The following is a 26,700-nucleotide window of genomic DNA, read 5'->3' on the forward strand; positions in this document are numbered from 1 at the left end:
TTCATGCAACAAGAATTAATCCGTCAAACGCCGCTTTGGGCTGAGAACTGGCCAATTGCCTACTCAGTCATTCAAGCGATTGTGATTTTACTCGTTGTAGTACTCATCGCTGCGTTGATGTCTTTTATTGAGCGTCGTTTACTGGGCTTATGGCAAGACCGTTATGGTCCGAACCGTGTAGGTCCTGGGGGGATGTTCCAGATCGTTGCCGACATGCTGAAAATCATGTTCAAAGAAGACTGGACACCAAAGTTTGCTGACAAATTGACTTTCCGTTTAGCTCCTGCTGTTGCCATGGCAACAGCGGTGATGTCGTTCATGGTTATTCCTGTATCACCATACTTAGGTGTTGCAGACATGAGCATCGGTCTATTGTTCTTTATGGCAATGGCAGGTATTGCAGTCTATGCTGTATTGTTTGGTGGTTGGTCCTCAAACAACAAATATGCATTGCTTGGCGGTCTACGTTCTGCAGCTCAAACCATTTCCTATGAAGTGTTCTTGGGTATTTCATTGATGGGTGTGGTTGCGATTGCAGGCTCATTCAACATGCGTGAAATTGTAGAAGCACAAAAAGATGTATGGTTTGTAATTCCACAGTTCTTAGGTTTCTTAATCTTCGTGGTTGCAGGTGTTGCGGTAACTCACCGTCACCCATTTGACCAACCAGAAGCAGAACAAGAATTGGCGGAAGGTTACCACGTCGAGTACGGCGGTATGAAATGGGGGATGTTCTTCGTTGCGGAATACGTCAACGTAGTTCTGATCTCTGCATTGATCGTAACGCTATTCTTCGGTGGTTGGTTAGCGCCATTTAACATCGATATTCCGTTCATTCCACCAGTATTCTGGTTCATTATCAAAACAGCATTCTTTGTGATGATGTTTGTCTTGGCTCGTGGTTCACTTATGCGTCCGCGTTATGACCAAGTGATGAACTTTGGTTGGAAGATTTGCTTACCATTAGCGTTAGTTAACTTATTAGTTACTGGCGCAGTGATTCTGTGGTAGGGGCAGGGAGAATAAAATGTATAAAATTCTAGCTGGGTTCGGGTCAATCGTACGTTCACTGTGGATGGTTTTCTCACACGTGACACGTAAACGTGACACCATTCTTTACCCAGAAGTGCCAGCCGAACAAATTGTTCCACCACGTTTTCGTGGTCGTATCGTGTTAACACGTGACCCAGATGGTGAAGAACGTTGTGTTGCGTGTAACTTATGTGCAGTTGCATGTCCTGTTGGCTGTATTTCACTACAAAAAGCAGAAAAAGAAGATGGTCGTTGGTATCCGGAGTTTTTCCGTATCAACTTCTCACGCTGTATTTTCTGCGGTATGTGTGAAGAAGCATGTCCGACGACTGCAATTCAAATGACTCCAGATTTCGAGTTGGGTGAATATGTTCGTCAAGACTTGGTCTATGAGAAAGAAAACTTACTCATTTCAGGTCCTGGTAAATACCCAGACTACAACTTCTACCGTGTAACAGGTATGGCTGTAACTGGAAAAGACAAAGGTCAAGCGCAGCGTGAAAGTGCACCAGTTGATGTACGGAGCTTATTACCATGATGTGGCCATTTTATTTGATGGCACTTGTGGCCATCGTTTCTACGATTCGTGTTGTGACCAACGCGAATCCTGTACACGCTTTATTAAGCTTGATCGTGTCACTTCTTGCGGTTGCAGGTATGTTTATGATCGTGGGTGCGCCATTTGCTGGCGCGCTTGAGATCATCGTCTATGCAGGCGCGATCATGGTGTTATTCGTATTCGTAGTGATGATGTTAAACCTTGGTCAACACACCGTTGAACAAGAGCGTAAATGGTTAACATCGTCTGCTTGGGCATATCCAGCACTCATGAGCTTCTTAATGGGCTTGGTGTTGGTGTGGATGCTCGGCTCTGACTACACAGCGGCTGGCCCTGTTATGGGTACCGAAGTTGTGGGTCCAAAAGTCGTTGGCCAAGCACTCTTTACTCACTATTTATTATTGGTTGAAGTTGCTGCCATGTTATTGCTTGCTGCGTTGGTTGCAGCATTCCATCTTGGCAAACGTGAACCAGGTGCAGAAGAGGACAAACAATAATGGGCAACATCCCTTTAGAACATGGTTTGATTGTTGCAACCATTCTTTTTGCACTGGGTTTTTACGGTGTGATGGTGCGACGCAATCTATTATTTATGTTAATGAGCCTTGAAATCATGATGAACGCAGCTGCGCTTGCGTTTGTTTTGGCTGGTAGTGCATGGGTACAACCAGACGGACAAATCATGTTTATTCTGATCTTAACGCTTGCTGCGGCAGAGGCTTGTATTGGTCTTGCGATCGTCCTTCAGTTCTACCATCGCTTCCATCACTTGGATGTGGATGCTGCTAGTGAGATGCGCGGATGAGTTTTTTATATTTAACAGTATTATTCCCGCTCATTGGTTTTGTCCTTTTAGCGGCAGGTCGCAACAAGCTTCCTGAAAATGTCGCTGCCATTATTGGTGTGGGAGCGGTTGGCCTTTCTGCATTGGTTGCTTTGATCGCTGGTCTAGACTTTGTTAATAATGGCAAAGTGACTTATGTTCAACATCTTTGGACATGGTTCAATGTCGGTAATCTAAGCCCAGGCATTAGCTTACATCTTGACGGTTTATCACTGCTCATGATGGGTATGGTGACGGGTGTGGGTTTCCTGATTCACATCTTTGCGTCATGGTACATGCGTGGTGAAGAAGACTTTGCACGTTTCTTCTCTTATTTCAACCTGTTCGTTGCTAGCATGTTGCTGCTCGTATTGGGCGATAACTTAGCGTTATTGTTCTTAGGTTGGGAAGGCGTGGGCCTATGTTCTTACTTGCTGATTGGTTACTACTACCAAAACCCTGCAAATGGTTTTGCAGCAATTAAAGCATTTACCGTAACACGTATCGGTGATGTGTTCTTACTGATCGCTTTGTTCTTAATTTACCAACAGTTCGGTACATTAAACATTGCGGAAGTGGTTGCAGCTGCACCAACAGTGATGACACAAAGTTCATCTTTAACCATTTGGACAGCACTCATGTTGTTCTTGGGTGCAGCAGGTAAATCTGCACAGATCCCATTACAAACATGGTTGGCCGATGCGATGGCAGGTCCTACACCTGTATCTGCATTGATCCACGCTGCAACGATGGTAACTGCAGGTGTTTACCTGTGCTGCCGTATGCACACCGTGTTTGAAATGGCACCAGAAGTGATGATGTTTATCTCAATCACAGGTGCAGTAACATTATTAGTGGCTGGTTTTGCAGCATTGGTTCAAACCGACATCAAACGTATTTTGGCTTACTCAACGATGAGTCAGCTGGGTTATATGTTTATGGCTGTGGGTGCTGAAGCTTATCAAGCAGGCCTGTTCCACATGCTAACTCACGCATTCTTCAAGGCATTATTGTTCTTGTCTTCGGGTGCAGTGATTTTGGCTTACCACCACGAACAAAACATCTTCAAGATGGGCGGTTTGTTCTACAAGAACAAATTCCTATTTGCTTGTTTCGCTATTGGTGGCGGTGCATTGGCCGCGATTCCATACATCACCGTAGGCTTCTTCTCTAAAGACGCGATCTTGGGTGCAGTTTGGGTGCAAGGCGAATCAATCGCAGTGTATAACTCATTGTACTGGGTGGGTGTAGCAGGTGCTTTCTTAACGTCGATTTACACATTCCGTCTCATTTGGGTTGTGTTCTTTGGTAAAGAAAATACACCGTATCATGCGATCAAAGGCATTACCTTCTGGGGTCCTTTGGCGATTCTTGCTGTACTTTCAACTTTCGTCGGTGCGGCACTTAAAGCACCAGTGGAAAGCATTTTAAATGCAGCAAAAATTCCAGCATTTGTGATTCCTGAAGCTTTAGAACATGGTATGCACAGCGCAGAATATACCGCTGTGGGTATTGCATTGGTTGGTTTAGTGATTGGTGTGGTCTTGTTTGCGTTTGCTTATAGCGCAGTGAAAGGCTTTGCTAAAACGTCATTGGGTGCAGGTCTTGCAAACATTTGCCGTAATGCACTGGGCTTCGATGCGCTTTATGACATCGTTTTTGTGAAACCATATTTGCTTATTGCGAAGATTTTAGGTCGTGATCCAATTGATCGTTTGTGGTTAGTCTTGCCTGCACTTGTAAAAGGTGGTCATAGCTTCACAAGTTCACGTCAAACGGGTTCATTGCGTGATTACGCATCAAGCATGGCATTAGGTATCTTTGTATTGCTAATGGTCTTGATCGTAACTCAGATCGTGGGGAAATAAGATGGAAATCACAAACAACTGGATTCTACCCGCGCTGATCTTAGTTCCGTTCATTGCTGGTTTTATTTGTTGGTTAGTCGACAAACTCGACGACAAACTGCCGCGTTATATCGCGTTAGTGGGTATGCTCATTACTTTGGGCTTAACTGTTGCGCTATGGCAGACAGGTACATTTAACTACGAACTTGGCGCGAAAGTGCCATCGTGGTCTGCTGAATTCATGTTGCCATGGATTCAAACTTTAGGCATTAACATCCACTTAGCGGTGGATGGTCTATCTCTATTAATGGTGGGCTTAACGGCACTTTTAGGTGTGTTGGCTGTCGGCTGTTCTTGGGGTGAAATTCAAAAGAATGTTGGTTTCTTCCACTTAAACCTTTTATGGTCTTTAGGTGGTGTGATCGGTGTATTCTTAGCGATTGACATGTTCTTGTTCTTCTTCTTCTGGGAGATGATGCTTGTACCTATCTACTTCTTGATTGCGCTTTGGGGTCATAAAGGGGCGGAAGGTAAATCACGTGTTTACGCTGCAACCAAATTCTTTATCTATACGCAAGTTGCTGGTCTTATTATGTTGATCGGTATCCTAGGCCTCGTGGTTTACGGTTACATGATGACAGGTATGATCGGTTTCGATTACAACTACTTATTAGCTGTAGCCAATACTTTAGATAAAGAATTACCTACTGTTGCTTATACATTTATGCTGTGTTTATTCGTCGGTTTTGCGGTAAAACTTCCAGTTTTCCCATTACACGGCTGGTTACCAGATGCGCATGCACAAGCGCCTACAGCGGGTTCGGTTGACCTTGCAGGTATTTTGATTAAGACAGCTGCATACGGTTTACTTCGTTTTGTGATTCCATTCTTCCCAGCGGCTTCTGCACAGTTTGCAGACATCGCGATCATTTTCGGTTTAATCGGTATCTTCTACGGTGCTTGGTGTGCTTTCCAGCAAACCGATATGAAACGCTTACTGGCGTACACGTCAATTTCACACATGGGCTTTGTTTTACTTGCGATTTACGCAGGTAACATTTTAACCTTCCAAGGTTTGATGATCATGATGTTGGCACATGGCTTGTCATCTGCTGCATTATTCATTATGTGTGGTCAAGTGTATGAGCGTGTTCATACACGCGATATGCGTTTGATGGGCGGTATGCGTGGTCAATTCCCATATCTTGCATTCTTCCTCATGTTCTTCGTGGCGGCGCTTGTGGGTATTCCGGGTCTAGGTAACTTCATTGGTGAGTTCCTGATCTTGATGGGTTCTTATGCAAAATTCCCAGTGTTTACTATTCTTGCAGCTGTAAGCTTAGTATTTGCAGGTCTTTATGGCTTGATTCTGATCCACAAAGCATTGTTTGGTACGCCAAATGAAGAACAACAACAGCATTACAAGAACCCATTGAAAGACTTAAATGCGCGTGAAGTAGTGATCTTGTTAATCTGTGCTTTCGGTCTGTTATGGCTTGGTCTGTACCCACAAAGCTTCCTTGATATTTCAAATTCAAGCATGGCGTGGTTAGCGAACAGCTACATTCCTGTACAAGAAGTAGTTGACGTTGCGAGTCAAGCAACTGTTCAACTCGAAAATGTGGAGATGCAATAAGTCATGAACTTCACAATGTCATTTTCTGAGCTTATGCCTTTAACTCCTGTGATGATCGTTGCTTTAACAACGATTGTCGTGATGATTCTTACTGCAATTAAGCGTAACCATAACTTAATTGCGACAGCATCAGTGGTGGGCTTAAACCTTGCAGCAGCATATGTACTATTCACAATGTTCGGTGGTGCTTTTAAACCAGCGAACGTGATGGGTATGTTCATGGTGGATGCGTTCACCTTGCTGTACCAAGTAATTATTCTAATTGCTGCTTTGGCATGCTGTACTCTGTCGCATGCCTATATTGAAAGCTATAAAGATAACCGTGAAGAACTGTATATCTTAATGTTGTCATCAGTCACTGGTGCAATGTTAATGGTGGCAAGCTCTCACTATGCATCGTTCTTCATTAGCCTTGAGTTAATGTCGATTCCTGTATATGGCTTATTGGCCTATACATACCAACGCTCTAAGTCTTTAGAAGCGGGTGTGAAGTACTTGGTGCTTTCAGCAACAGCTTCGGCAATGTTGTTGATGGGTATGGCTTACATTTACGCGTACACAGGTTCAATGTCGTTCTATGACAATGTTCAAGCGTTAATGCAAAACATCCAACAGCCAATGGTACTTTTAGGTTTAGGCCTGATTGTTTTTGCTGTGGCATTCAAACTGTCTTTAGCGCCATTCCACAAATGGACGCCAGACGTTTATGCAGGTGCACCGACTCCGATCGCAACATTCCTTGCTACAGCTGCAAAAGTAGCGACGATTGGTCTGTTTGTACGTTACATCCTTACTTCAGGTGCGATTCTTGTTGACTCAATCGTGACGATCTTAACCGTGATTGCGGTGTTATCGATCTTGGTGGGTAACTTCCTTGCAGTGAAACAAGTGAACTTGAAACGTATCTTGGCATACTCTTCAATTGCGCACTTTGGTTACTTGTTGATTGGTTTAATCAGCATGACTTATGCAAGCCTTGGTAACGTATCGGTCTATGTGATCACTTATGTGTTAACTACGATTGGTGCGTTCGGTGCGGTTGCATTGATGTCTAGTCCATACAACAACGTAGACGAAGCAGAAAGTCTAGCGGACTACCGTGGTCTATTCTGGCGTCGTCCAGTGTTGACTGCCGTATTAACCGTGATGATGCTATCGCTTGCTGGTATTCCATTGACAGCGGGCTTCATTGGTAAGTTCCTTGTGGTCATGGCTGCTGTAACGACTCAGCATTGGTTCCTTGCTGCGATGATCATCGTTGGTTCTGGTATTGGTCTGTACTACTACCTCCGTGTGATGGTTGTTATGTACATGACACCACCAGATGCACCGCGTGTAGACGCTGTGGATCATTGGGGCCAAAAAGTGGGTGGTATTATGGTGCTTTTAGCTGCGGCAGCAGTGCTTGTGATTGGTATCTATCCAGATCCAATTATCAAGTTAGCACTCCAGTCAGAGATTCTATCTCCAATCCACTTTATGCTTTCTCAACAGCACTAATTTTTAAAAACGTTTCGTTTTAACAAAAAAGCCTCCATCAATTGGGGGCTTTTTTGTTTTTATCGCACGATAAAAAGCTTTATAATGTAAGGAATTTTATTTTACCTTTTAGGTGCTCTCCCGTGGCTATCCATGAAATTCGTCATCCACTCATTCGTCATAAGCTTGGTCTTCTTCGTCGTGCAGATATCAGCACTAAAAACTTCCGTGAGCTGGCTCAGGAAGTGACCATGCTGTTGACCTATGAAGCGACCAAAGATTTACCTGTTTGCGACCATGAAATTGATGGTTGGAATGGTAAAGTAACGGTAGACCGCATTGTGGGTAAAAAAATCACCGTTGTGCCAATTTTACGTGCGGGTATTGGCATGTTGGATGGTTTTTTAAACCTGATCCCAAGTGCCAAAGTGTCTGTACTGGGTTTAGAGCGTGATGAAGAAACGCTTGAAGCACGTACTTATTACAAAAAATTAGTTCCAGATGTACAAAACCGTTTAGCGATGATTATCGACCCAATGCTTGCAACGGGTTCTTCATTGGTTGCTGCAATTAATGTATTGAAAGCAAGTGGCTGTAAAGACATCCGTGTGATGGTGTTGGTTGCGGCGCCTGAAGGTATTAAACGTGTTTTGGATGCGCACCCAGATGTCACTATTTTCACGGCTTCAATTGACCAAGGCTTAAATGCCAATGGTTATATCGTGCCGGGTCTAGGCGATGCGGGCGACAAAATCTTTGGTTCAGTTCAAAAAGATTAAGATTGAGCCCCAGCAAAAAGAGGCTTTTATAGCCTCTTTTTTATATACTACAACAAAGCGTGTACATATTAGGATCTGTTTATGAAGGCCGAGCAATATCAAGGAAAAGTTAAGCAATATAACGCTGACAAAGGTTTTGGCTTTATTTCCTCACCTGAAGGCGAAGTATTTTTTCATATCTCGGATTTTCCTGCAGACTCAGGTGAGCCGAAACGCAATGAACGCGTGAAGTTTAATGTGGTTGAAAATGGCGATCGCTATAAAGCAATTAAAATTGAGCGGGTTGAAGACAACTCTGCCAAAGCCAAGAAATCGAAAGTCTCAAGCCATAATAAATCGATTACCACGGATTTATTGTCTAATTTTAGACGCTAAGTCAGTGTTGATTCAGAGTTCAATCGTGCAAAGATTAATCTTTGCATTTTGAAGCAAAGAGGCTTTTTAGCCTCTTTTTTATTGATTACAATACGAAAAATACAGTTGAATAGAGCAGATTATGTTTCTGAAAGGAAAAATCAAAAGCTTTAGTACCCCACGTGGTTTTGGTTTCATTGCGGTGGAAGGGGATATTGATGATGTGTTTTTTCATATCAAAGATTTGCCACAGAACAACATTGAACCCAAAATTGGTGAAGCACTTCAGTTTATGATTGTAGAAGACCAAGGCAAGTTTAAGGCTGGTAATATCCAGAGGCTTGGTCTGTCCTCAGAAAGCAAAGCCACGACATCATCAAATAAGAAAAAAGCACGTACCCAAGCCTCACCACGTTACCATGAGGCAGGTCATAAAAGTACCCTTATCACCGTGATTGGGATCATTATCGTCGCGGTATTGGGCTTTTTGACCTATGGGAAATATCAAAGTTATAGTGCAGAAAAACAGCGTAAAGCTGAACAGTTGATGCTCGAGCAACAACAGATTGTAGAAGAACAGCGTAAAGCTCTAGGAAAGTTACCCGATCAAATCCTTTCTGAGCAAGGGAAGCGTAATTTAGATGCAGGTCTACACCAGACCAATCAACCCCGTTCTGAACGTGTGACTGAAAGTATTGATAAACAAAATGGTCGTTTACCTGTCAGCACAGGGCAGTTTAAATGCGATGGACGAACCCATTGCTCCCAAATGCGTTCCTATGAGGAAGCGCTTTATTTTTTAAGGAACTGTCCAAATACCCAAATGGATGGGAATAATGATGGTGAGCCATGTGAGCGCCAATTTGGGAAATAAAAAAAGCACCCTCGGGTGCTTTTTGCTTACTTATTTTTCGCAAAACTTCATAAAGGCTTTGAGTCCTGGGCCTTGGTATTTTTGACGATGTACCAACATGAACAGTGGACGCGTTAAAGACCAGAACGGCGTATCAAGCACCACTAACTGACCTTTTTCGCGCAAAGGCTCCGTTGCCAGTTTTGAAATACATGACATCCCTAAACCACCCGCCACGATTTTTAAAATCGCTTCATTATGACCCAAGGTCAGACGGATATTGGCATCAGGCAAGTCTTTTAAAATAGCGTTATCAAACACTTCACGCGTACCTGAACCTTCTTCACGCAAGATCCACTCGACCGATTTAAAGTCTTCAGGCGTTAATGTACGATTTAACTGTGCCAAAGGATGTTCTGGTGCACAGCAGACCGCTAATTCATCGTCACGCCAGTGAATGCACTGGAGCTGTGGCAAGTGACAAGAGCCTTCAATCAGCGCCAAATCTAGTTGGAACTGATTCACCGCCTCAATCATTTGGCGAGTGTTGCCAACTTGCAGCTGTAAATGAGCCTGAGGCTGAATTTGTAAAAAGTCAGCCATCAGGTCAGGCATGAGGTAGTCACTGATGGTCAGGGTTGCACCCAAACGTAAATCAATGCTTTGTAACTCACCTTTAGCGGCTTGCTCGAAAGCATCACAGCGACCCAAAATTTCTAAAGCTTGTGGCAGCAGGAAACGACCCAGATCATTGAGCTGAAGACGCTTACCTAGACGGTCAAACAGAGGAGCCCCCAAACCGTCTTCTAGATCTGCTAAAGCCATACTCGCAGCACTCTGGGTGAGTCGAACCGCATCACTGGCTTTGGTTACTGTGCCTTCTTGAGCAACTGCTACAAAAACCGCCAACTGGCGTAAAGTCATGCGCATGAATATAGCCTTAACATTTAAAAAATATTAACAAATTATGTGGTCATGCTAACATGAGCAACGTCTTTGATGCCACGCTGAAATCATGTCAATTGAAAAATTTAGCCTAGAAAAGGTTTTATCCGTACACCGTTGGACCAATACACTTTTTAGCTTCACCATGACGCGACCTGCACATTTTAAGTTTACTGCAGGACAATTTGCCCGTATTGGCATCAAAGTGAGTGATGAATTAGTGGTTCGAGCGTATTCGGTGGTGTCCTCTCCCTTTGATGAAACTTTAGAGTTTTTCTCGATTGTGGTGCCTGACGGTGCATTTACCTCAAATTTACAACATTTAAAAGTCGATGATGAGATCTACCTTGAAAAGATCCCGTACGGCTTTTTGACTTTGGCACGTTATCAACTGCCGTTACCAAAAGACTTATGGTTACTGGGCACAGGGACAGGGTTGGCACCTTTTATTTCAATGTTACAAGACTTTGAGACGTGGTCGAAATACGAGAGCATTACACTGGTTTATAGTGTACGTACAGCCTCTGAACTGGCCTATGCAACACGCATTCAAGAAATTGCAGAGACATTTGGTGAAGGGCATACGGGCTTTAAGTTTGTGCCCATTATTACCCGTGATCCGCATGCGCCACTACATGACCGCTTACCTATACTGATTGAAAGTGGTGAGCTTGAAAAAGCAGTTGGTTTGAGTCTGAACCCTGAAACCAGCCATGTGATGCTGTGTGGTAACCCGCAAATGGTCGAAGACACTAAAGAAGCCCTGAAAGCACGTGGCCTGACCATGAACCGCCGTGGTGAAGGAAATATCGCGGTCGAAAACTATTGGTAAAGCTATTTCACTCAATAAAATGCTCATCGAATGATGGGCTTTTTTATTTAAAATTTGAATCACTCAGATTTAAACTTGGTTTAAAGAGAGATCACTGCTTGTGCACTCAGATCGCGCTATAATTTCTTTTTTGTACTGGGTTGGATGGGTTATGTCTTCAGCGTTAAAAATGACGGCTCAGCCAGAGGTTCAACTCAGTCCGCAGCAGAAAAAATTAAATCGCTTAATTGATCAGATTGAACAACAAAAACAAGAACTGGCGACATGGAAAAATGCGCAAGCCGACATTCAAAACTATACACGTAGCAAGCTTTTACCTGTTTATAGAGAGTTACATACGGTGTTATTTGTACAGCTCGAAACCCTGTGGAATCACTTAGCCAGCGATGGCTTTAGCAAAGTTGATCTGGCGCAGATTGACACCAAAATAGCCGCTTTAGCCAAGATGCTAAAAAAATCACAAATGCTAACTTCAGCGCAGAAAGAGCAAGTAGAGAAAATTGATACTTTCTATATGCAGCATGCAGAGTATATACGCGCGAAGAAAGCCAAAGCAAACTCAATACAAATTCATGAGGATACTGAAACGGTAGAACAAAACGTGGATCTGGACTGGGAAAATTATGAACATAATTCTGCCCAGTATGAAGCAGAACGAGAACGTGCCAAGCTGTTAAAACAACAAGAAAAGCGTGAGCAAGCCGCCAAAATGACAGGGCAGTCGTTGAAAACCGTATATTTAAAAATTACTGCGATGATTCATCCTGACCGTGAGCCTGATGAAGTGAAGAAGTTGAAGAAGACCGAACTTTTGCAGAAGGTCAATGAAGCTTATGCAGCGCAGGATTTATTTTATTTATTGAAGCTTCAGTTACAGCTAGAGATCAATAAAAGCCTAAGCTCAAAAGCTTTAAGCTCGGAGCAAGTGAAGTTTTATCAGTTGGCTTTGGAAGCGCAGAGTCAGAGTTTACAAGGTCAATTAGATGAGATCTTTGCGTCTTTTCACTTGAGTAGTCATATCAATACCAAACAGCTCAAAATGAGTGATGTGTATAAGGTCATAGATCAGGATGCTACCGAGTTAAAACAGCAGTTGAAGTGGGAAAAGGAACGTTTAAAGCATATGAAAAAGGTGAGTGGGATGAAGATCTTGATGGAGCATGGGGTTCTATGAGATAAGATTTTACTTTTTAAACAAATAGTCGTAGGCATGCTTTCTGTTAAAATATTGAGTCAAATCGCATTTGTATTGAAATAAAGTCATGAGCATTTTAGATTTAAGTTTGTATCAAGAAACTGAAAATTTATCCCCACAACAAAAAAAGTTTAATCGTCAGATTCAAAAAATTGAGAAATTACAACTCTCTTTGGTTGAGTGGCAACAAGCACAACAAAAAGTACAGGAGGATGCAAGTTTTGAACTCTTGCCATTATATGCCCAATGGCACCAAGTTTTATTTAGTCAACTAGAGGTACTTTGGCAATATAAACAATCGCATAAATTTGCTAAAACCCATTTAGAGCGTTTAGATAAAAAAATCTCAATTTTAGTGAGTCAACTTTTAAATAATCCCAATCTGTCTGAAGAACAACATAAATTGACCATCGTCATTGCTCAATTTTACAAAATTTTAGAAGACCATGATCATTTGCCTACATCACAAGTAGATGATACAGAGGATGATTTTCATTCAGAGCATGATGTTGATGAAATGATGCAAAAACAAGTGATGAAAGAAATTCTTGCAGATCAATTGGGTGTGTCTGAGGACTGGATTGACTTTGATTTTGATCTCGAAAATCTTGAAGAGTTTATGCAAAAAGTAAAAGAAAAATTTGATCGAGAGGAAGCTGATTTCATTCAAAATCAACTTAATGATCATGAACGTGAGGCATATCAAAAGTTTGCAGAAAAAGAAAAAAAGAAAATTTTAAAGAAGCAAATGCAACTTGAAGATGCAAAAAAAATGGCAGGGCAGTCATTAAAAAGCATTTATTTAAAAATTGCCTCTGTGATCCATCCTGACCGCGAAAGAGATGAGCAAAAACGTATAGAGAAAACTGAGCTTTTGCAGCAAGCAAATACTGCACTTGAAGAAAAAGATTTACTTACGCTGTTAAAGTTACGTGCTTATACAGAACAAGGTGATCAAAAACAAGCAGTTAAAATCGCAAATGAACATTTGAAATCTTATAATCTATTGCTAGAAGATCAAATTGAACAATTGCAAATTGAGTTAGATCACATTATTTACTCATTTGATTGGGAAAGCTCTGGTTTTTATAAACAGACTTTTAAACCTGCTGATTTGGCTAAGAAGTACCAATATGATTTGACAGAAATTCGAAGAAAGCTATTGCAAGATGAACAGTGTTTAAATAGTTATAAGGATTTTGATTGTTTAAAAAACTTACTTAAAAATAGAGCATTCGGCTGGTCATTTAATTTTTAAAGTGGGTTGAGCCTGTAAATAATTTTGTGTAATTGATTTTCATCAATTAAAGGTGATTGCTTAGGGGCGGTCAACAAATTCAATAATAACGCGGCTCATGGCTAAACGCCATGAGCTGCACAGCAGCGCAAGATAAGCGTATTTCACTTTTTAGACGCTGCATCACAATTGCTAGATAAATCACGTTACGCACAGCATCTCCGTTGGAAAGACTTTACGCTTTTGATCGATTAGCGTATTTTCCATCTTTAATGACTTGATTGCTTTGGTGGCGTAGATGGCTTTGCATATCTCTGATAAATAAACAAAAAAAGTAAAAGCTGAGCATGTGTATATGAAAAAGCTGAGTGGGGTGGAGATGTTGTTGGAACATGGGGTACTTTGATTTTCCCTCACCTCCTTGCGGACAGTATGTGATTGCACCGTATATTGTGGATTTTTACTGTCATGAAATTGGCTTGATCATTGAGTTGGATGGCAGTCAGCATGGAACTAATGATCTCATGGCATATGATGTTGAACGAACCAAGTTTTTTTAGAGGCTTTGGGCTTAACTGCCGTGCGGTACTGGAATTCTGATGTGTTGGGGCTTGACGGATAGAGTTTTGGAGGATTTGTGGCAGATATGTTCTAGATTAAAACTATTTAATTTAATAACTAAGGTTTAATAATATAAAATAGATTTATTGATATAATTAATTGATTAGACCTCTTGCGAAAGTATAGTTTTATCTATTTTTTGAATTGGCTAAAACCTCATAAAATATAGCTTTCGGCTACTTAAAATTTGACTAACGCAAGAAGTCTATTGTTAATGTCTTATTAGGGGAAAAAATGTCTTATTATAATTTAGCTACTAATCAAGTTTTACTTAGAAGCTACGAAGAATTAGCATTGCTTCATAAAAGAAAAAATGCACCAACGGAATCAAAAGAAGAGTTAGCAAAAACATTTGGAATGAGCGTGGATACATTCTTTCGTGATTCTAGAAGAATTGATAATTATGTATATAATTTCCCATTGTTATCTTTAAATGCTGCAATAATTGAAGGCATTCTTAGATTTATTTTGTCACAGAATTTAAGAGCTGTGATTAATAAACATGTAGAAGAGAAATCTAAGAAAGGTCAAGATACTAAAAGTCCTTATGAAAATATTTTAGATAACTTTTTAATTCGTGTTGAAAATGATGGCGGGATTGAGAATGTATTTAAGTATTACTTTAGTTACCTAAAATTTCATTTCGATACTGAAATTGATAAAGCACTATTTAAGAAAATAAAAATATTATTCCGCTTAAGAAATATTTTAGCTCACGGTACTACATTGGTAGAGACGAATCCTGATTTCATTGATGAAAATAATTTAGCATTTTTCAAACAACAAGAAATGCTGAAAGATGCAAAAAAACTTTTAGACGAACTATATGGTGAAAATGATTTATTAAAAAATATATCTCATTACGAAGTACCAGAATATTTTATGGGAGTCACCCAAGAATTTTTACAAGAATTTAAAAATAAATTTGGCAGCAAACATAACTTATCTGATGATGATAGTCTTTTTTTGGATAAGATAATTGGATACTCTTGGGGATATAGATTAGTTTGATTCTAAAAATAAAGGGCTGAATAATCAGCCCTTTATACACAAATTAGATCAAACTAACAACACATTAAAGCGCCGAAATTTGCTCCATATTCGCTTTAATCTTCGCTAACTGATCAGCAAACTCAGCAAGTTTGACTTTCTCACCTTCAACAACAGCAGCAGGGGCTTTCGCCACAAAACCTTCGTTAGAAAGTTTAGTTGCAATTTGGTCATGCTGTTTTTGCACCTTGTCTAAGTCTTTTTGTAGACGACCCAATTCTGCTTTCGGGTCAATTAAACCCTTCATTGGAACGAATACAGACACATGACCGACTACGCTTGAAGAAGACAATGGTGGTTGTTCACCATTCGCCAAGAACGTAATGCTTTCTACTTTTGCTAAAGCTTTAAACAACGCTTCAATACGTGTGATCTGTGCTTTCTCAGCTTCCGTTGTGTTTTGTAGAAGCACTGGTAATAAACGTGCATTACCTAAGCCCATTTCACCACGAATGTTACGTACTGCACCAATCAAACCTTGAAGCCATTGCATATCTGCTTCAGCCTGTTCGTTTACACGCTCAGGGTTAGCAACAGGGTACTGCGCCAGCATAATAGTTTCGCCAGAAATACCAAGTTTCGGTGCAAGTGTTTGCCAAATTTCTTCAGTCAAATACGGCATGATTGGGTGTGCAAGACGTAAAGACGCTTCCATTACTGCAAGAAGTATACGACGAACTTCAGCTTTACGCTCAACAGATACGTTTTCATCATTCAGAACAGGTTTGGTCAGTTCGACATACCAGTCACAGTATTCATTCCAAATGAACTCGTAAATTGCTTGTGCAGCCAAGTCTAAACGATAAGTTGCGAAAGCTTGTTGCACCGCAGCTTCAGCTTTTTGCAAACGGCTTACGATCCACTGTTCAGGCAATTCCCAAAGGTCTTGACGAACTTCAGTACCAATCACTTGCTCTTCACAGTTCATCATCACGAAACGGGTTGCGTTCCAGATCTTGTTGGCAAAGTTACGGTAGCCTTCAACACGCTTCATATCGAACTTAATGTCACGGCCTGTGTTGGCAAGCGCACAGAAGGTGAAACGCACTGCATCTGTACCATAGGCTTGAATGCCTTCTGGGAATTCTTTACGGGTCGATTTTTCAATGTTCGCCGCTTGTTTCGGGTTCATCAGACCTGTAGTACGTTTTTGTACCAACGTCTCAAGGTCTACACCGTCAATCAAGTCAAGAGGGTCAAGCACGTTGCCCTTAGACTTCGACATTTTTTGACCTTCACCATCACGAACTAGACCGTGAACATAGACCGTTTTAAACGGTACTTGTGGCGTACCATCTTCATTCTTCATGAAGTGCATCGTAAACATGATCATACGAGCAACCCAGAAGAAGATGATGTCAAAACCAGTGACTAAGACATCGGTTGGGTGGAAAGTATTGAGGAAATAGTTTTCCGCATCTTTTTTGGCATCGCCCGTCCAACCTAAAGTTGAGAAGGTCCACAGCGCAGAAGAGAACCATGTGTCCAGTACGTCTTCGTCTTGGCTAAGCGCAACATCAGCAGGGATGTTGTTTTTTGCACGGACTTCAGCTTCGTCACGACCGACATAGATGTTGCCTTCAGCATCATACCAAGCTGGGATACGGTGACCCCACCAAAGTTGACGAGAGATACACCAGTCTTGAATGTTGTTCATCCACGCCATGTACATGTTGCTGTACTGCTCAGGAACAAACTTGATGCGACCGTCTTGAACCGCTTCAATGGCAGGTTGCGCCAATGGTGCAATTTTTACATACCATTGGTCTGTCAATAATGGCTCAACGATCACACCTGAACGATCACCACGAGGTGGTTTCAAGATGTAAGGTTGAATTTGATCTAACCAACCTTCAGCTTCAGCTTGTTCAACCAGTTTTTTACGTGCTTCAAAACGCTCTAAACCAATATAGTCCGCAGGGGCTGGGATGGTTTTCGAGATTTGCTCACCCGCTTTCGCGATATATTCAAACTCAGCCAACACTTCTGCATTTTTGTTGAAGATGTTGATGATTGGCAGTTCACAACGCTTACCAACTTCATAGTCGTTAAAGTCGTGCGCAGGGGTGATTTTTACACAGCCTGTACCGAATTCTTTATCCACATATTCATCTTTCACGATTGGAACAGCACGACCTGTAATTGGCAGAATAATGTTCTGACCAACAAGGTGCGTATAGCGTTCATCATCCAGTGCCACAGCAACCGCAGTATCACCGAGCAATGTTTCAGGACGAGTGGTTGCGACAACAATGTGGTCTTTACCATCATGGGTACGGAGGTTTTTATCTTCAAAGAAATATTTGAAGTGCCACAGTGAACCTGCTTCTTCTTTATCCGACTCAACTTCGAGGTCAGAAAGGGCAGTTTGTAATTTTGGATCCCAGTTTACTAAACGTTTGCCACGGTAAATCAAGCCGTCTTCGTGTAATTTAACGAACACTTCTTTGACCGCATTGGATAAACCTTCATCCATGGTGAAGCGTTCACGCGACCAATCCACTGAAGAACCTAAACGACGGATTTGACGGGTAATGTTGCCACCAGATTGTTCTTTCCATTCCCAGACTTTTTCGATGAATTTTTCACGACCTAAGTCATGGCGGCTGATATTTTGCGCGCCCAATTGACGCTCTACCACCATTTGTGTGGCAATACCTGCATGGTCTGTACCCGGTTGCCATAAGGTGTTTTTACCTGACATACGGTTGTAGCGGGTTAACGCATCCATAATGGCATTGTTAAAACCATGACCCATGTGCAAGCTACCGGTGACGTTTGGCGGCGGAATCATGATACAAAATGACTCACCTTTTTTAGAGGGCTTGAAATAGCCACGTTCTTCCCAAGTTTGGTACCATTTTTTCTCGATCTCGGTCGGATCGTAAGTTGTAGCGATATTTTGCGCTGAATCAGTCATAGTTCAAACAGTTCAAAAGTAGATAAAAAATTGCATCTATTGTAGCAAAGAAATCGCAAATGGGGGCATGTAAAGCAAATGCGTTGATCTAGCAATTGCGACATGATGCAGAGCGCTTTATGATGTGTCTAAACCTAGAGTGCGCTTTGTTCGCAGTAAAAATCAAAAAAGGGGAGGATCATTATGACTTATCAAATATCATTAAAATTAAAACCTGAAACTCACCAACGCTTTGCTCACATTCATCAACAGCTTAATGCCGGCGAAAGCCAAAGTCTTGCCAAACCTTTGGGTGAGGTTTTAGCGGATATTTCATGTGAAGTGATTGATCAAGTCTTTGGCGATCTTGCACGCTTGTCTACCTCAGGCGATGGGGAGTCTGAGAAAATTATTCAGCACATTGTAGACACTATGCGTAAGTACATGCCGTGGTCCGTGTCTTTTTTTTCAAATGACCGTCTAATTCCAATGGTGAATTATCTAGAGCAAAGGATGTATGACACCGAGAGCATGCATTTTTTAAGCTACCCAGTCGAAAAAACTTTAGTCACCGAACTTTTGGGTTGTGCGGAACAGATGGAAAAGGGCAATAACAGCTATGTTACTCCAGCTTTGAAAGTGTTTACGCAAATTGTCGATCAAGGGGTGACCAGTCTGGTTCGCGAACCCAAAAAAATGCTTAAATTTAATTTGGTGGTCGATAAAACACTAAATGGGGTGATTAATTTGACGACCCAATTGGGCTATAAACGTTTTGATAAATTAGGGCGTATCTATGATGCGCAGATGATGAGTCAATATTTCGATCATTTCCTGACTTTTTTAAATGATCAATCTGCAAATAAAACTTCGGTATGAGGCAATAAGGACATGGCACAGTTAAACAGTTTAGACGCTAAGGTGGTGTGGATTACGGGGGCATCTTCTGGGTTAGGTGAAGCACTAGCCAAAGAGTGTGCTTTACAAGGGGCAGAGGTGATACTCACGGCAAGACGGTTTGATGAACTCGAAAAAGTCCGTGTCGGGCTGCTCAATCCAGATCAACACATTTCCATTTGTGCCGACATTACCGATGAAGCTCAAGTTCGTCATGCCTATGAGCAAGTGCTACAGAAAAAAGGTCGAATTGATTGGCTGATTAATAATGCGGGTTTAAGCCAACGTGCCTTGATTGCTGATACCAGCATGCAGACTGAACGTGCGATTATGGAAGTGGATTATTTCTCACAAGTGTTTTTAACCAAAACCGTTCTGCCGACATTTTTAGCGCAAAAATCTGGCCGTATTGCTTTTGTTTCGAGTGTTGCGGGGTTGTTGGGGACGCAGTACCGTGCCAGCTATTCAGCAGCCAAGGCTGCCATTCATATGTGGGCAAATAGCCTGCGTGCCGAAGTGGCCAATGAGGGCGTAGATGTATCGGTGATTTTCCCAGGCTTTGTTAAAACCAATGTCTCGTTTAATGCTTTAAATGGCGCGGGTAAACCACAGGGTCATCAAGACGAAGCGATTGAAAATGGTTTAGAACCCGATATTTTTGCGCAAACGGTGGTGAGTGCTTTGCTCAAAGGTGAAGAATACATCGTAGTCGGTGGACGCAAGGAGAAAATGGGGGTTCTGGTGTCTCGTTTATCGCCTACAACGTTGTATAAAATGATTCGTAAGATGAAAGTGAAGTAAATTTAAAAAGGCAGGAGGAACGTCACTTCCACCTGCCTTGTGGGATCATGATGTTCCCATATCCCATCCCCCCATGCATTGATAGGGGAGCCGCACTGCACTACTTACTGATTTTATTTAAATAGTTTAAGAACAATTCCGCATTTTTCCCACGCACTTGCTAAGACATACAACGTACACCGCCGCCCATATGACAGACATTTGAAGACTGTATTGGGACAACAGTACGTTTGGTTACACTACGAATTTGCTTTAAAGCGACAGCATCTTCTTTAATCCCAAATTGCGGGAAGTAAATCCGTTCAGGCGTCACCAGCATATTGGTGTACAGGCCACATGCAGAACCAAATTTTTCATCGTAGATTTCGCTGCCATCATAAGGGGTGATGATTTCACGAATTTTAACATTGGGAATGCCGCGCTTTAAATCGGCTTTAAGTTGCTTGGCATAGTCGGGATCTTCAGGGTAAGAGTTAATCACCAAGGTGTTTTGGTCGACAAAGCTGACCACACCATCGGCATGTTCCAAGCCCCCTTGTTCATCGGCTTCAATGAAGGTAATCTGCTTTGCACCTGTTAGAGCCATGAGTTTTTTACGGGCTTCGCTTTCGGTGAGCTTGTTATCCGCTAGGAATTTGGTGCTGAGGACGACATTGCCATAACCATCTTCCACCCAGTTTCCGCCATCATTCAATAGTTTGCTTTGCGAAAACTGTAAGCCAGCCTTTTGGCTGTAGTACTTAAATTCGTCTTGCACTTCATCTGAAATGGCCTGACCTTTTTTAGCGCCACCTTGTCCTGCCGCCGTGTAGCGGAACATGACGGGTTGAGCAGGATTGGCGCTGGTGAAGTCGCGCATCCAAATGTCATGCATCGGTGCGATTGCCACATGCTTTGTGCCCAAGGCTTTTACATAGTCGGGGTAGAGGCCTTTGTCCGTCAGAACAACGACATTGTCTCCGTTTTTAATAATTTTTTTTGCATAATCGACGTGAAAATCAAAAATATCATCAATCATTTTTGCATAGTACGCATCATTACTTTGAGGCGATACCAGTACAATTAATTCAGCTTTGGCTACAAGTGGAATCATGCTGAGTACAGCCATACTTATTTTCAGTGCTAAAGATTTCATTATCTGTGACCTCTTTGTAGTGTAGGTGAAGTCCATTTTTATTATGTTTAGTGTAGAGAATTATGCTCTAGTGAGTAATCACCAACCGAATGTACGATAGAAGGTGAGCGAGCATGAGCTATTTTGAACGCTCATGCTATTTGAGTTTAGTGAATGGATAATTGATCAATAGTGACTGTTTGAGGACTTTGAATGGCAGTCCCATAAGCAAAGACTTCAACCATACCGCCTTGCATGCCCATTTCTGTGGTCGCCAGTCGCATACAAGCAATATGCGTTGCGCCGTGCTTTTCCGCTTCAAGTTTGAGTCGGACGATGGCTTCACGACGGGCACGATCGATGACACTTTCATAGCTGGTGAGTCTACCCCCAAAAAAGTTTTGCACGGTCGCCAACACATATTTGAAATAATCATGAGAAATCACAACATTGCTACTGATCATGTGCCCAGACTGTTCGAAGCTTACTTTGCGTAAATTACCCACGGTAATGTAAGCAAGACGCTTCTCATTCTGTTCAAGCTGCGCCAAATGTTTACGTTCATTGTAGCGACCAAAGCCAAAACCGACGCTAAAGAGCACCGCATAGATCAGCAGTTGGAAAACTAAACTTTCCATTGCTTAGACCTGTGTGGGAAATGGATCGGGGAGATGGTTGTCTAACGGTGTGACACGGACTGCAGTGCCATAAACAAATAACTCAGATGCACCTTGGGCAATATTTGAGGTTGAAAAACGAATACCTACAATGGCATTGGCCCCTAAGTCTTGTGCTTTTGCAATCATACGATTCATGGCTTCTTGGCGGGATTCTTCTAAAAGCTCGGTATAGGCAGTGAGCTCACCACCGACAATATTTTTTAAACCTGCCAAGAAGTCACGCCCGACATGTTTACTTCGAACCGTACTGCCATAGACCACATCCAGTTGTTGAGAAATGCGATGTCCAGGAACAGACTCAAGGTTACTTAAAAGCATAATGTTCAATATTCAAATGATTTGATTATCTTTGAAGATAGGAAAAAGCCCAGCAAAAAGCAATAAAAAAGCCCACCGAAGTGAGCTTTTGATGTTGCAAACCTTAGTTTGCTGTTTTGTTGTATTTCACATCTGAAGAAGAAGGCTGTTTCACCACTTGATCCGTCGTGTTGGCTTTAACGCCGCCACCGAGGGTTTTATACACTTCAACTTGGTTGTTCAAGTTTGCTTGTTCAAGCAATAACAAACCTTGTTCCGCTGAGTACGATGTACGCTGTGCATCAAGTACAGTCAGGTAGTTATCAATACCTGCACGGAAGCGAGCCGTTGAAAGTTTATAGGTGGTGTTGGTTGCGTCGACCAGACGACGTTGCGCTGCTAGACGGTCACCAATATTTTCACGTACTGCCAAGGCATCATTCACTTCACGGAAAGCGGTTTGAATGGTTTTTTCATAATCTGACAACGCAATTTTTTGGTCAGTTTCTGAAATCTTCACATTGGCACGACGTGTGCCCCAGTCAAAGATTGGAATATCCAAGCTTGGGCCAAGTGACCACACAAAGGCACCTGATTTAAACAAATCGCTTAAATCTGTCGATGCATAACCAGCTGTGCCTGTTAAGCTGATAGTTGGGTACAACTGTGCTTTTGCCGCACCAATGTTGGCACCCGCAGCAGACAGTTGATATTCCGCAGCGCGGACATCAGGACGGTTATTCAACAAGTCGCTTGGTAAGCCCGCTGTCAACGCTGTACTTTGGGTAATGCGTTTCACAGGTTGAGGAGACAATAAGTTTGCAGGAACAGGCTGACCCACCAACAGGTTGAGCAAGTTCTGAGCTTGTGCAAGTTGAGTCTTGTAGTTCGCAACGTCATTACGCGCGGTTTCAACCGAAATTTGCGCTTGACGTACAGGGACTTCGCTGTCGATACCTACATCAAAACGTTTTTTGTTCAGATTGTATGATTCAAGCTGTGCTTTTAAGGTTTGGTCTGCCAGTTTTAAGTTGGCATTGGCAAACGAATAGCTCAGCCATGCTTGTGCAACCTGACCAATCAACGAAATTTGTGTTGCATCACGTGCACTTTGAGTCGCCAAATAGCTGTCTAAAGCATTGTCTTTTAAGCTACGAACACGACCCCAAAAGTCTAATTCATACGCAGTTACGCCAAGGCCAACATTATATGTTGTCATAGGTTTGTTGCTGCTGAGTGTATCTTGGCGAAGCACACTACCACTTGCACCAATGGTTGGCAGTTGGTTGTTTTCGCTAATTTGATACGCTTGCTGAGCACGTTGAATATTTAAAGTCGCCGTACGGAGGTCACGGTTATTGGCTAGTGCTAACTCGATGACTTGGACTAAACGCTGATCAGCAAAAAAGTCTTTATAGCCTTGTTCTGCAACAGATGGACCTGTCGTTGAACCAATATATCCTGTTGGGATATCCGCTTGAGCGACGGGTTCTGGACCACGCATGCTTTGACATGCAGTCAAAGCAAGCGCAAGTGCAGATACCGCAATGCTACGACCTGAAATAGACCATACTTTTTGCATCACGATGTTTGCTCCTGATTATTTTGTTTCTTAGGTTTGTATTTGAAAATACTACGAATCCAAACAAAGAATACTGGAATGAAGAAAATACCCAACAGTGTAGAACTAATTACACCACCAAGGACACCAAAGCCTACCGAGTGTTGGCTACCTGCACCAGCACCTGTTGAAAGGGCAAGCGGAAGGACACCAAAACCGAATGCAAGGGTGGTCATGATAATTGGGCGTAAACGCATTTTTGCAGCATGAAGGGTTGCATCAAACAAGTCTTCACCTTGTTCTTGCAACTCTTTTGCAAACTCTACGATCAAGATCGCATTTTTCGCAGAAAGACCAATCACGGCAACAATCGCAACTTGGAAGTAGATGTTGAACGATAAGTTTGGATCGCCCTTAATGATCATACCTAACCATGTCAGTGCAAATGCACCAAGAATACCGAGTGGTACAACTAGCAATACTGAAACAGGGATAGACCAACTTTCATACAATGCGGCAAGACATAAGAAGACGATAAGCATTGAAAGAACAAGCAGCGGAGCTGTTTGATTGCCCGAATCACGTTCTTCTAAAGATAAGCCTGTCCATTCATAGTCGAAACCTTGTAAGCCCATAGATGGTAACTTACCAATAATTTCTTCCATCGCGAGCATTGCATCACCCGAACTTACGCCCGGTGCTGGAGTACCTTGAATGTTTACAGAAGATACACCGTTATAACGCTCTAGACGTGGTGAACCATAAGTCCATTCGCCTGTTGCAAATGCTGAGAATGGAACCATTGTGCCGCTACTATTACGTACATACCACTTGTTCAAGTCTTCAGGCATCATACGTGCATTTGCTTCGCCTTGCACATAGACTTTTTTCACACGACCACGGTCTACGAAGTCATTAATATATGAACCACCCCAAGCCATGCTCATGGTTGTATTGATATCCGCAATACTGACACCCATTGCGCCTGCTTGTGCTTGGTCAATACTAATTTGATACTGAGGTGTATCTTCTTGACCATTTGGACGCACACCTGTAAGGCGTTTATCCTGTGCTGCCATACCTAAAATCGCATTACGTGCAGCAATCAGTTTTTCATGACCTTGACCACTCGCATCTTTTAATTGGATGTCAAAACCAGCAGATACACCTAATTCAGGCATTGCAGGTAACTGTAATGGCATGATGTAAGATGCGTCTTTCACAATCATATTCAATGCCATACCACGTTGGATGATGGCACCAATTTGCGACTCAGGTGTCGTACGCTCACTCCAGTCCTTCAGCTTGATAAAGGCAAGACCTGCGTTTTGACCAACACCTGTGAATGAGAAACCAGAAACAGTAAAGATAGACTCTACATGTTCTTTTTCTTTATTCATGAAATAGTCTGTCATTGTGGTGATGACTTTATCGGTACGTTCAAGGCTTGCACTTGGTGGAAGCTGAACTAAAGTCATGACGACGCCTTGGTCTTCGTCAGGCAAGAATGAGGATGGTAAAGCTTTATATAGGCCAACTAAGCCTGCAATCACCAGTAAATAAACCACACCAGAAAATACTTTATGATGGGTCATACGGTTGACACCACCTTGGTATTTTACGGATAGCTTTTCAAAGCTGCTGTTAAACCAACGGAAGAAACGCGCAAAAATATTATTACTTTCTGCTTTATTCGGATCGTGTTGTTTTAACAAGGTTGCACACAGGGCAGGGGTGAAGGTTAATGCCACGATCAGTGACAAAATCATTGCGGTAACTAGCGTAATCGAGAACTGACGGTAAATAACACCGGTTGTACCTGCAAAGAATGCCATCGGTACGAATACCGCAGTTAATACACTGGTAATACCGACCAAGGCACCAGAAATCTGTTGCATTGATTTTTCGGTCGCAGCTACAGGGTCGAGGTGTTCTTCTTGCATTACCCGCTCGACGTTTTCCACCACAACAATCGCATCATCGACCAGAAGACCAATCGCTAAGACCATCGCAAACATAGTGAGCGTGTTGATTGAGAAACCGAAGATGTTAATGACAGCAAATGTGCCCAATACAACCACTGGAACAGCTAATGTTGGGATAATCGTGGCACGCCAGTTCTGTAAGAATAAGAACATGACAATGAACACCAACACGACAGCTTCAATCAACGTGTGTACAACACTTTCAATCGACAGCTTAATAAACGGTGTGGTGTCATAAGCCAGTTGATCTTTTAAACCATTTGGGTAGTTTTTACGAAGTTCACTGAGGCGCTTTTCTACAGCCGCTGCTGTATCTAGTGCATTTGCACCAGTTGCCAGTTTAATCGCAACACCGCCAGCAGCCTTACCATTAAATTTAGAGTCGAACTGATAGTTATCTGACCCGAGTTCAACACGCGCAACATCGCCTAAGCGAACTTGAGCACCTGAGGCTGTATTTTTCAAAAAGATATTTCTAAACTGCTCAGGCGTCTGCAACATACTTTGCGCATTGACCGTAGCATTCAGAACTTGTCCCTGAATTGATGGAGCACCACCGAGTTGACCCACAGCAACTTGTGAGTTTTGCGCATTAATGGCAGTTGCAACATCACTTGGAGTAATTTGTAAGCTGGTCATTTTCGCTGGATCAAGCCAAATACGCATCGCGTATGAACCACCAAAAACTTGGACTTCACCCACACCTGCAACACGGCTCAGCGGTTCAGAAATGTTTGAGTTTACATAGTCTTTAATGTCGGCAGCAGATAAGCTTCCATCTGGAGAGTAAAATGCAAGAACTTGCATAAAGCTCGCACCAGACTTGGTGACTTTTACACCTTGACGTTGTACATCTTCAGGTAAAAGCGCTGTTGCCGATTGTAGTTTATTCTGTACTTGAACTTGAGCAATATCAGGATCGATGCCTTGTTCAAAGTTTAAGTTAATAGACGCTTGACCGTTACCCGCACTGTTTGAAGAGATATAACGTAGACCATCCAGACCATTCATTTGTTGTTCAATGATCTGAGTGACTGTGTTTTCAACAGTCTGTGCAGAAGCACCTGGATAAGTTGCAGAGATTGTCACCGAGGGTGGTGCAATCGTCGGATATTGGGCAACTGGCATTTTTGTCAGCGTGAGAATACCCGCCAACATAATCACCAGTGCAATCACCCACGCAAAAATGGGGCGATGAATAAAAAATTGAGCCATTCAGTCTAC

Annotated in this window: 23 protein-coding genes and 1 pseudogene; 17 read left to right on the forward strand and 7 right to left on the reverse strand. The window is 42.4% G+C overall.

The features are described 5' to 3' along the window. Window positions 1-3 precede the first annotated feature (3 nt). The 10 genes from nuoH (at window position 4) to F986_RS11935 (ending at window position 9,383) form a co-directional block, all read left to right on the forward strand. On the forward strand, window positions 4-1,011 hold the full coding sequence (gene nuoH, locus F986_RS11890) for an NADH-quinone oxidoreductase subunit NuoH (protein WP_004695391.1): 1,008 nt from the start codon (window positions 4-6) through the stop codon (window positions 1,009-1,011). Window positions 1,012-1,027: 16 nt separating this feature from the next. After that, window positions 1,028-1,570, forward strand: a complete 543-nt coding sequence (gene nuoI, locus F986_RS11895) for an NADH-quinone oxidoreductase subunit NuoI (protein WP_004651038.1) — start codon at window positions 1,028-1,030, stop codon at window positions 1,568-1,570. After that, window positions 1,570-2,088 carry an NADH-quinone oxidoreductase subunit J gene (nuoJ, locus tag F986_RS11900; RefSeq protein ID WP_171056751.1) on the forward strand — a complete coding sequence of 173 codons (519 nt, stop codon included), beginning with the start codon at window positions 1,570-1,572 and terminating at the stop codon, window positions 2,086-2,088. The genes nuoI and nuoJ overlap by 1 nt, the downstream gene beginning before the upstream one ends. After that, window positions 2,088-2,396 (forward strand): NADH-quinone oxidoreductase subunit NuoK, encoded by a 309-nt coding sequence (gene nuoK / locus F986_RS11905; RefSeq protein ID WP_004695395.1) that lies wholly within the window; start codon window positions 2,088-2,090, stop codon window positions 2,394-2,396. Before nuoJ ends, nuoK begins: the two co-directional genes overlap by 1 nt. Beyond that, window positions 2,393-4,282 carry an NADH-quinone oxidoreductase subunit L gene (nuoL, locus tag F986_RS11910; RefSeq protein WP_004695396.1) on the forward strand — a complete coding sequence of 630 codons (1,890 nt, stop codon included), beginning with the start codon at window positions 2,393-2,395 and terminating at the stop codon, window positions 4,280-4,282. The genes nuoK and nuoL overlap by 4 nt, the downstream gene beginning before the upstream one ends. Window positions 4,283-4,289: 7 nt before the next feature. After that, complete coding sequence (nuoM, locus tag F986_RS11915; RefSeq protein ID WP_026056419.1) at window positions 4,290-5,897, forward strand: NADH-quinone oxidoreductase subunit M; 1,608 nt, start codon at window positions 4,290-4,292, stop codon at window positions 5,895-5,897. Window positions 5,898-5,900: 3 nt separating this feature from the next. Then, window positions 5,901-7,397 carry an NADH-quinone oxidoreductase subunit NuoN gene (gene nuoN, locus F986_RS11920; RefSeq protein ID WP_004695399.1) on the forward strand — a complete coding sequence of 499 codons (1,497 nt, stop codon included), beginning with the start codon at window positions 5,901-5,903 and terminating at the stop codon, window positions 7,395-7,397. A gap of 122 nt (window positions 7,398-7,519) precedes the next feature. Continuing rightward, a complete protein-coding gene (gene upp, locus F986_RS11925; protein ID WP_004695401.1) occupies window positions 7,520-8,155 on the forward strand; it encodes a uracil phosphoribosyltransferase in 636 nt (211 codons plus the stop codon). A gap of 81 nt (window positions 8,156-8,236) precedes the next feature. After that, complete coding sequence (locus F986_RS11930; RefSeq protein WP_004695403.1) at window positions 8,237-8,530, forward strand: cold shock domain-containing protein; 294 nt, start codon at window positions 8,237-8,239, stop codon at window positions 8,528-8,530. A gap of 121 nt (window positions 8,531-8,651) precedes the next feature. Beyond that, window positions 8,652-9,383 (forward strand): cold shock domain-containing protein, encoded by a 732-nt coding sequence (locus F986_RS11935; protein ID WP_004695405.1) that lies wholly within the window; start codon window positions 8,652-8,654, stop codon window positions 9,381-9,383. A 30-nt stretch (window positions 9,384-9,413) separates the two neighbouring features. Here the strand turns inward: F986_RS11935 and gigC are convergent, their stop codons facing one another. Continuing rightward, window positions 9,414-10,292 carry a LysR family transcriptional regulator GigC gene (gene gigC / locus F986_RS11940; RefSeq protein WP_004695408.1) on the reverse strand — a complete coding sequence of 293 codons (879 nt, stop codon included), beginning with the start codon at window positions 10,290-10,292 and terminating at the stop codon, window positions 9,414-9,416. Window positions 10,293-10,377: 85 nt separating this feature from the next. Here gigC and F986_RS11945 point away from each other — a divergent pair, with 85 nt between their 5' ends. The 5 genes and pseudogenes from F986_RS11945 (at window position 10,378) to F986_RS11965 (ending at window position 15,203) form a co-directional block, all read left to right on the forward strand. Beyond that, entirely contained in the window at window positions 10,378-11,139 is a 762-nt protein-coding gene (locus tag F986_RS11945; RefSeq protein ID WP_004695409.1) for a ferredoxin--NADP reductase, read from the forward strand. A gap of 151 nt (window positions 11,140-11,290) precedes the next feature. Further along, window positions 11,291-12,313, forward strand: a complete 1,023-nt coding sequence (locus F986_RS11950) for a hypothetical protein (RefSeq protein ID WP_004695412.1) — start codon at window positions 11,291-11,293, stop codon at window positions 12,311-12,313. Between the two features lie 88 nt (window positions 12,314-12,401). Further along, window positions 12,402-13,592: a hypothetical protein gene (locus F986_RS11955; RefSeq protein ID WP_004695414.1), complete on the forward strand. Its 1,191-nt coding sequence runs from the start codon at window positions 12,402-12,404 to the stop codon at window positions 13,590-13,592. 407 nt (window positions 13,593-13,999) lie between these two features. Next, a pseudogene (locus F986_RS11960) lies at window positions 14,000-14,260 on the forward strand (endonuclease domain-containing protein); the annotation flags it as partial. 166 nt (window positions 14,261-14,426) lie between these two features. Next, entirely contained in the window at window positions 14,427-15,203 is a 777-nt protein-coding gene (locus F986_RS11965) for a hypothetical protein (RefSeq protein WP_004695415.1), read from the forward strand. Window positions 15,204-15,267: 64 nt separating this feature from the next. Here F986_RS11965 and F986_RS11970 read toward each other — a convergent pair whose 3' ends face one another. Beyond that, window positions 15,268-18,162, reverse strand: a complete 2,895-nt coding sequence (locus F986_RS11970; RefSeq protein WP_004695417.1) for a valine--tRNA ligase — start codon at window positions 18,160-18,162, stop codon at window positions 15,268-15,270. Window positions 18,163-18,345: 183 nt separating this feature from the next. Here F986_RS11970 and F986_RS11975 point away from each other — a divergent pair, with 183 nt between their 5' ends. Together F986_RS11975 and F986_RS11980 are read left to right on the forward strand one after the other, a co-directional pair. Continuing rightward, complete coding sequence (locus tag F986_RS11975) at window positions 18,346-19,020, forward strand: hypothetical protein (protein ID WP_004695420.1); 675 nt, start codon at window positions 18,346-18,348, stop codon at window positions 19,018-19,020. A 12-nt stretch (window positions 19,021-19,032) separates the two neighbouring features. Continuing rightward, the gene (locus F986_RS11980; protein ID WP_004695421.1) at window positions 19,033-19,839 is read left to right on the forward strand and encodes an SDR family NAD(P)-dependent oxidoreductase; all 807 of its coding nucleotides are present in this window, start codon (window positions 19,033-19,035) and stop codon (window positions 19,837-19,839) included. A gap of 160 nt (window positions 19,840-19,999) precedes the next feature. Here F986_RS11980 and F986_RS11985 read toward each other — a convergent pair whose 3' ends face one another. The 5 genes from F986_RS11985 to adeJ all read right to left on the reverse strand — a co-directional run bounded on the left by F986_RS11985 (window position 20,000) and on the right by adeJ (window position 26,691). Then, complete coding sequence (locus tag F986_RS11985) at window positions 20,000-20,974, reverse strand: agmatine deiminase family protein (RefSeq protein ID WP_004695424.1); 975 nt, start codon at window positions 20,972-20,974, stop codon at window positions 20,000-20,002. Between the two features lie 146 nt (window positions 20,975-21,120). Continuing rightward, a complete protein-coding gene (locus F986_RS11990) occupies window positions 21,121-21,591 on the reverse strand; it encodes a YbjQ family protein (RefSeq protein ID WP_004695425.1) in 471 nt (156 codons plus the stop codon). 3 nt (window positions 21,592-21,594) lie between these two features. Then, window positions 21,595-21,951 carry a YbjQ family protein gene (locus F986_RS11995; protein ID WP_004695427.1) on the reverse strand — a complete coding sequence of 119 codons (357 nt, stop codon included), beginning with the start codon at window positions 21,949-21,951 and terminating at the stop codon, window positions 21,595-21,597. Between the two features lie 103 nt (window positions 21,952-22,054). Continuing rightward, entirely contained in the window at window positions 22,055-23,512 is a 1,458-nt protein-coding gene (adeK, locus tag F986_RS12000; protein ID WP_004695429.1) for a multidrug efflux RND transporter AdeIJK outer membrane channel subunit AdeK, read from the reverse strand. Further along, the gene (adeJ, locus tag F986_RS12005) at window positions 23,512-26,691 is read right to left on the reverse strand and encodes a multidrug efflux RND transporter permease subunit AdeJ (protein WP_004695430.1); all 3,180 of its coding nucleotides are present in this window, start codon (window positions 26,689-26,691) and stop codon (window positions 23,512-23,514) included. The genes adeK and adeJ overlap by 1 nt, the downstream gene beginning before the upstream one ends. Window positions 26,692-26,700 lie beyond the last annotated feature (9 nt).

It is taken from the genome of Acinetobacter johnsonii CIP 64.6 (genome assembly GCF_000368045.1).
Lineage (GTDB): Bacteria > Pseudomonadota > Gammaproteobacteria > Pseudomonadales > Moraxellaceae > Acinetobacter > Acinetobacter johnsonii.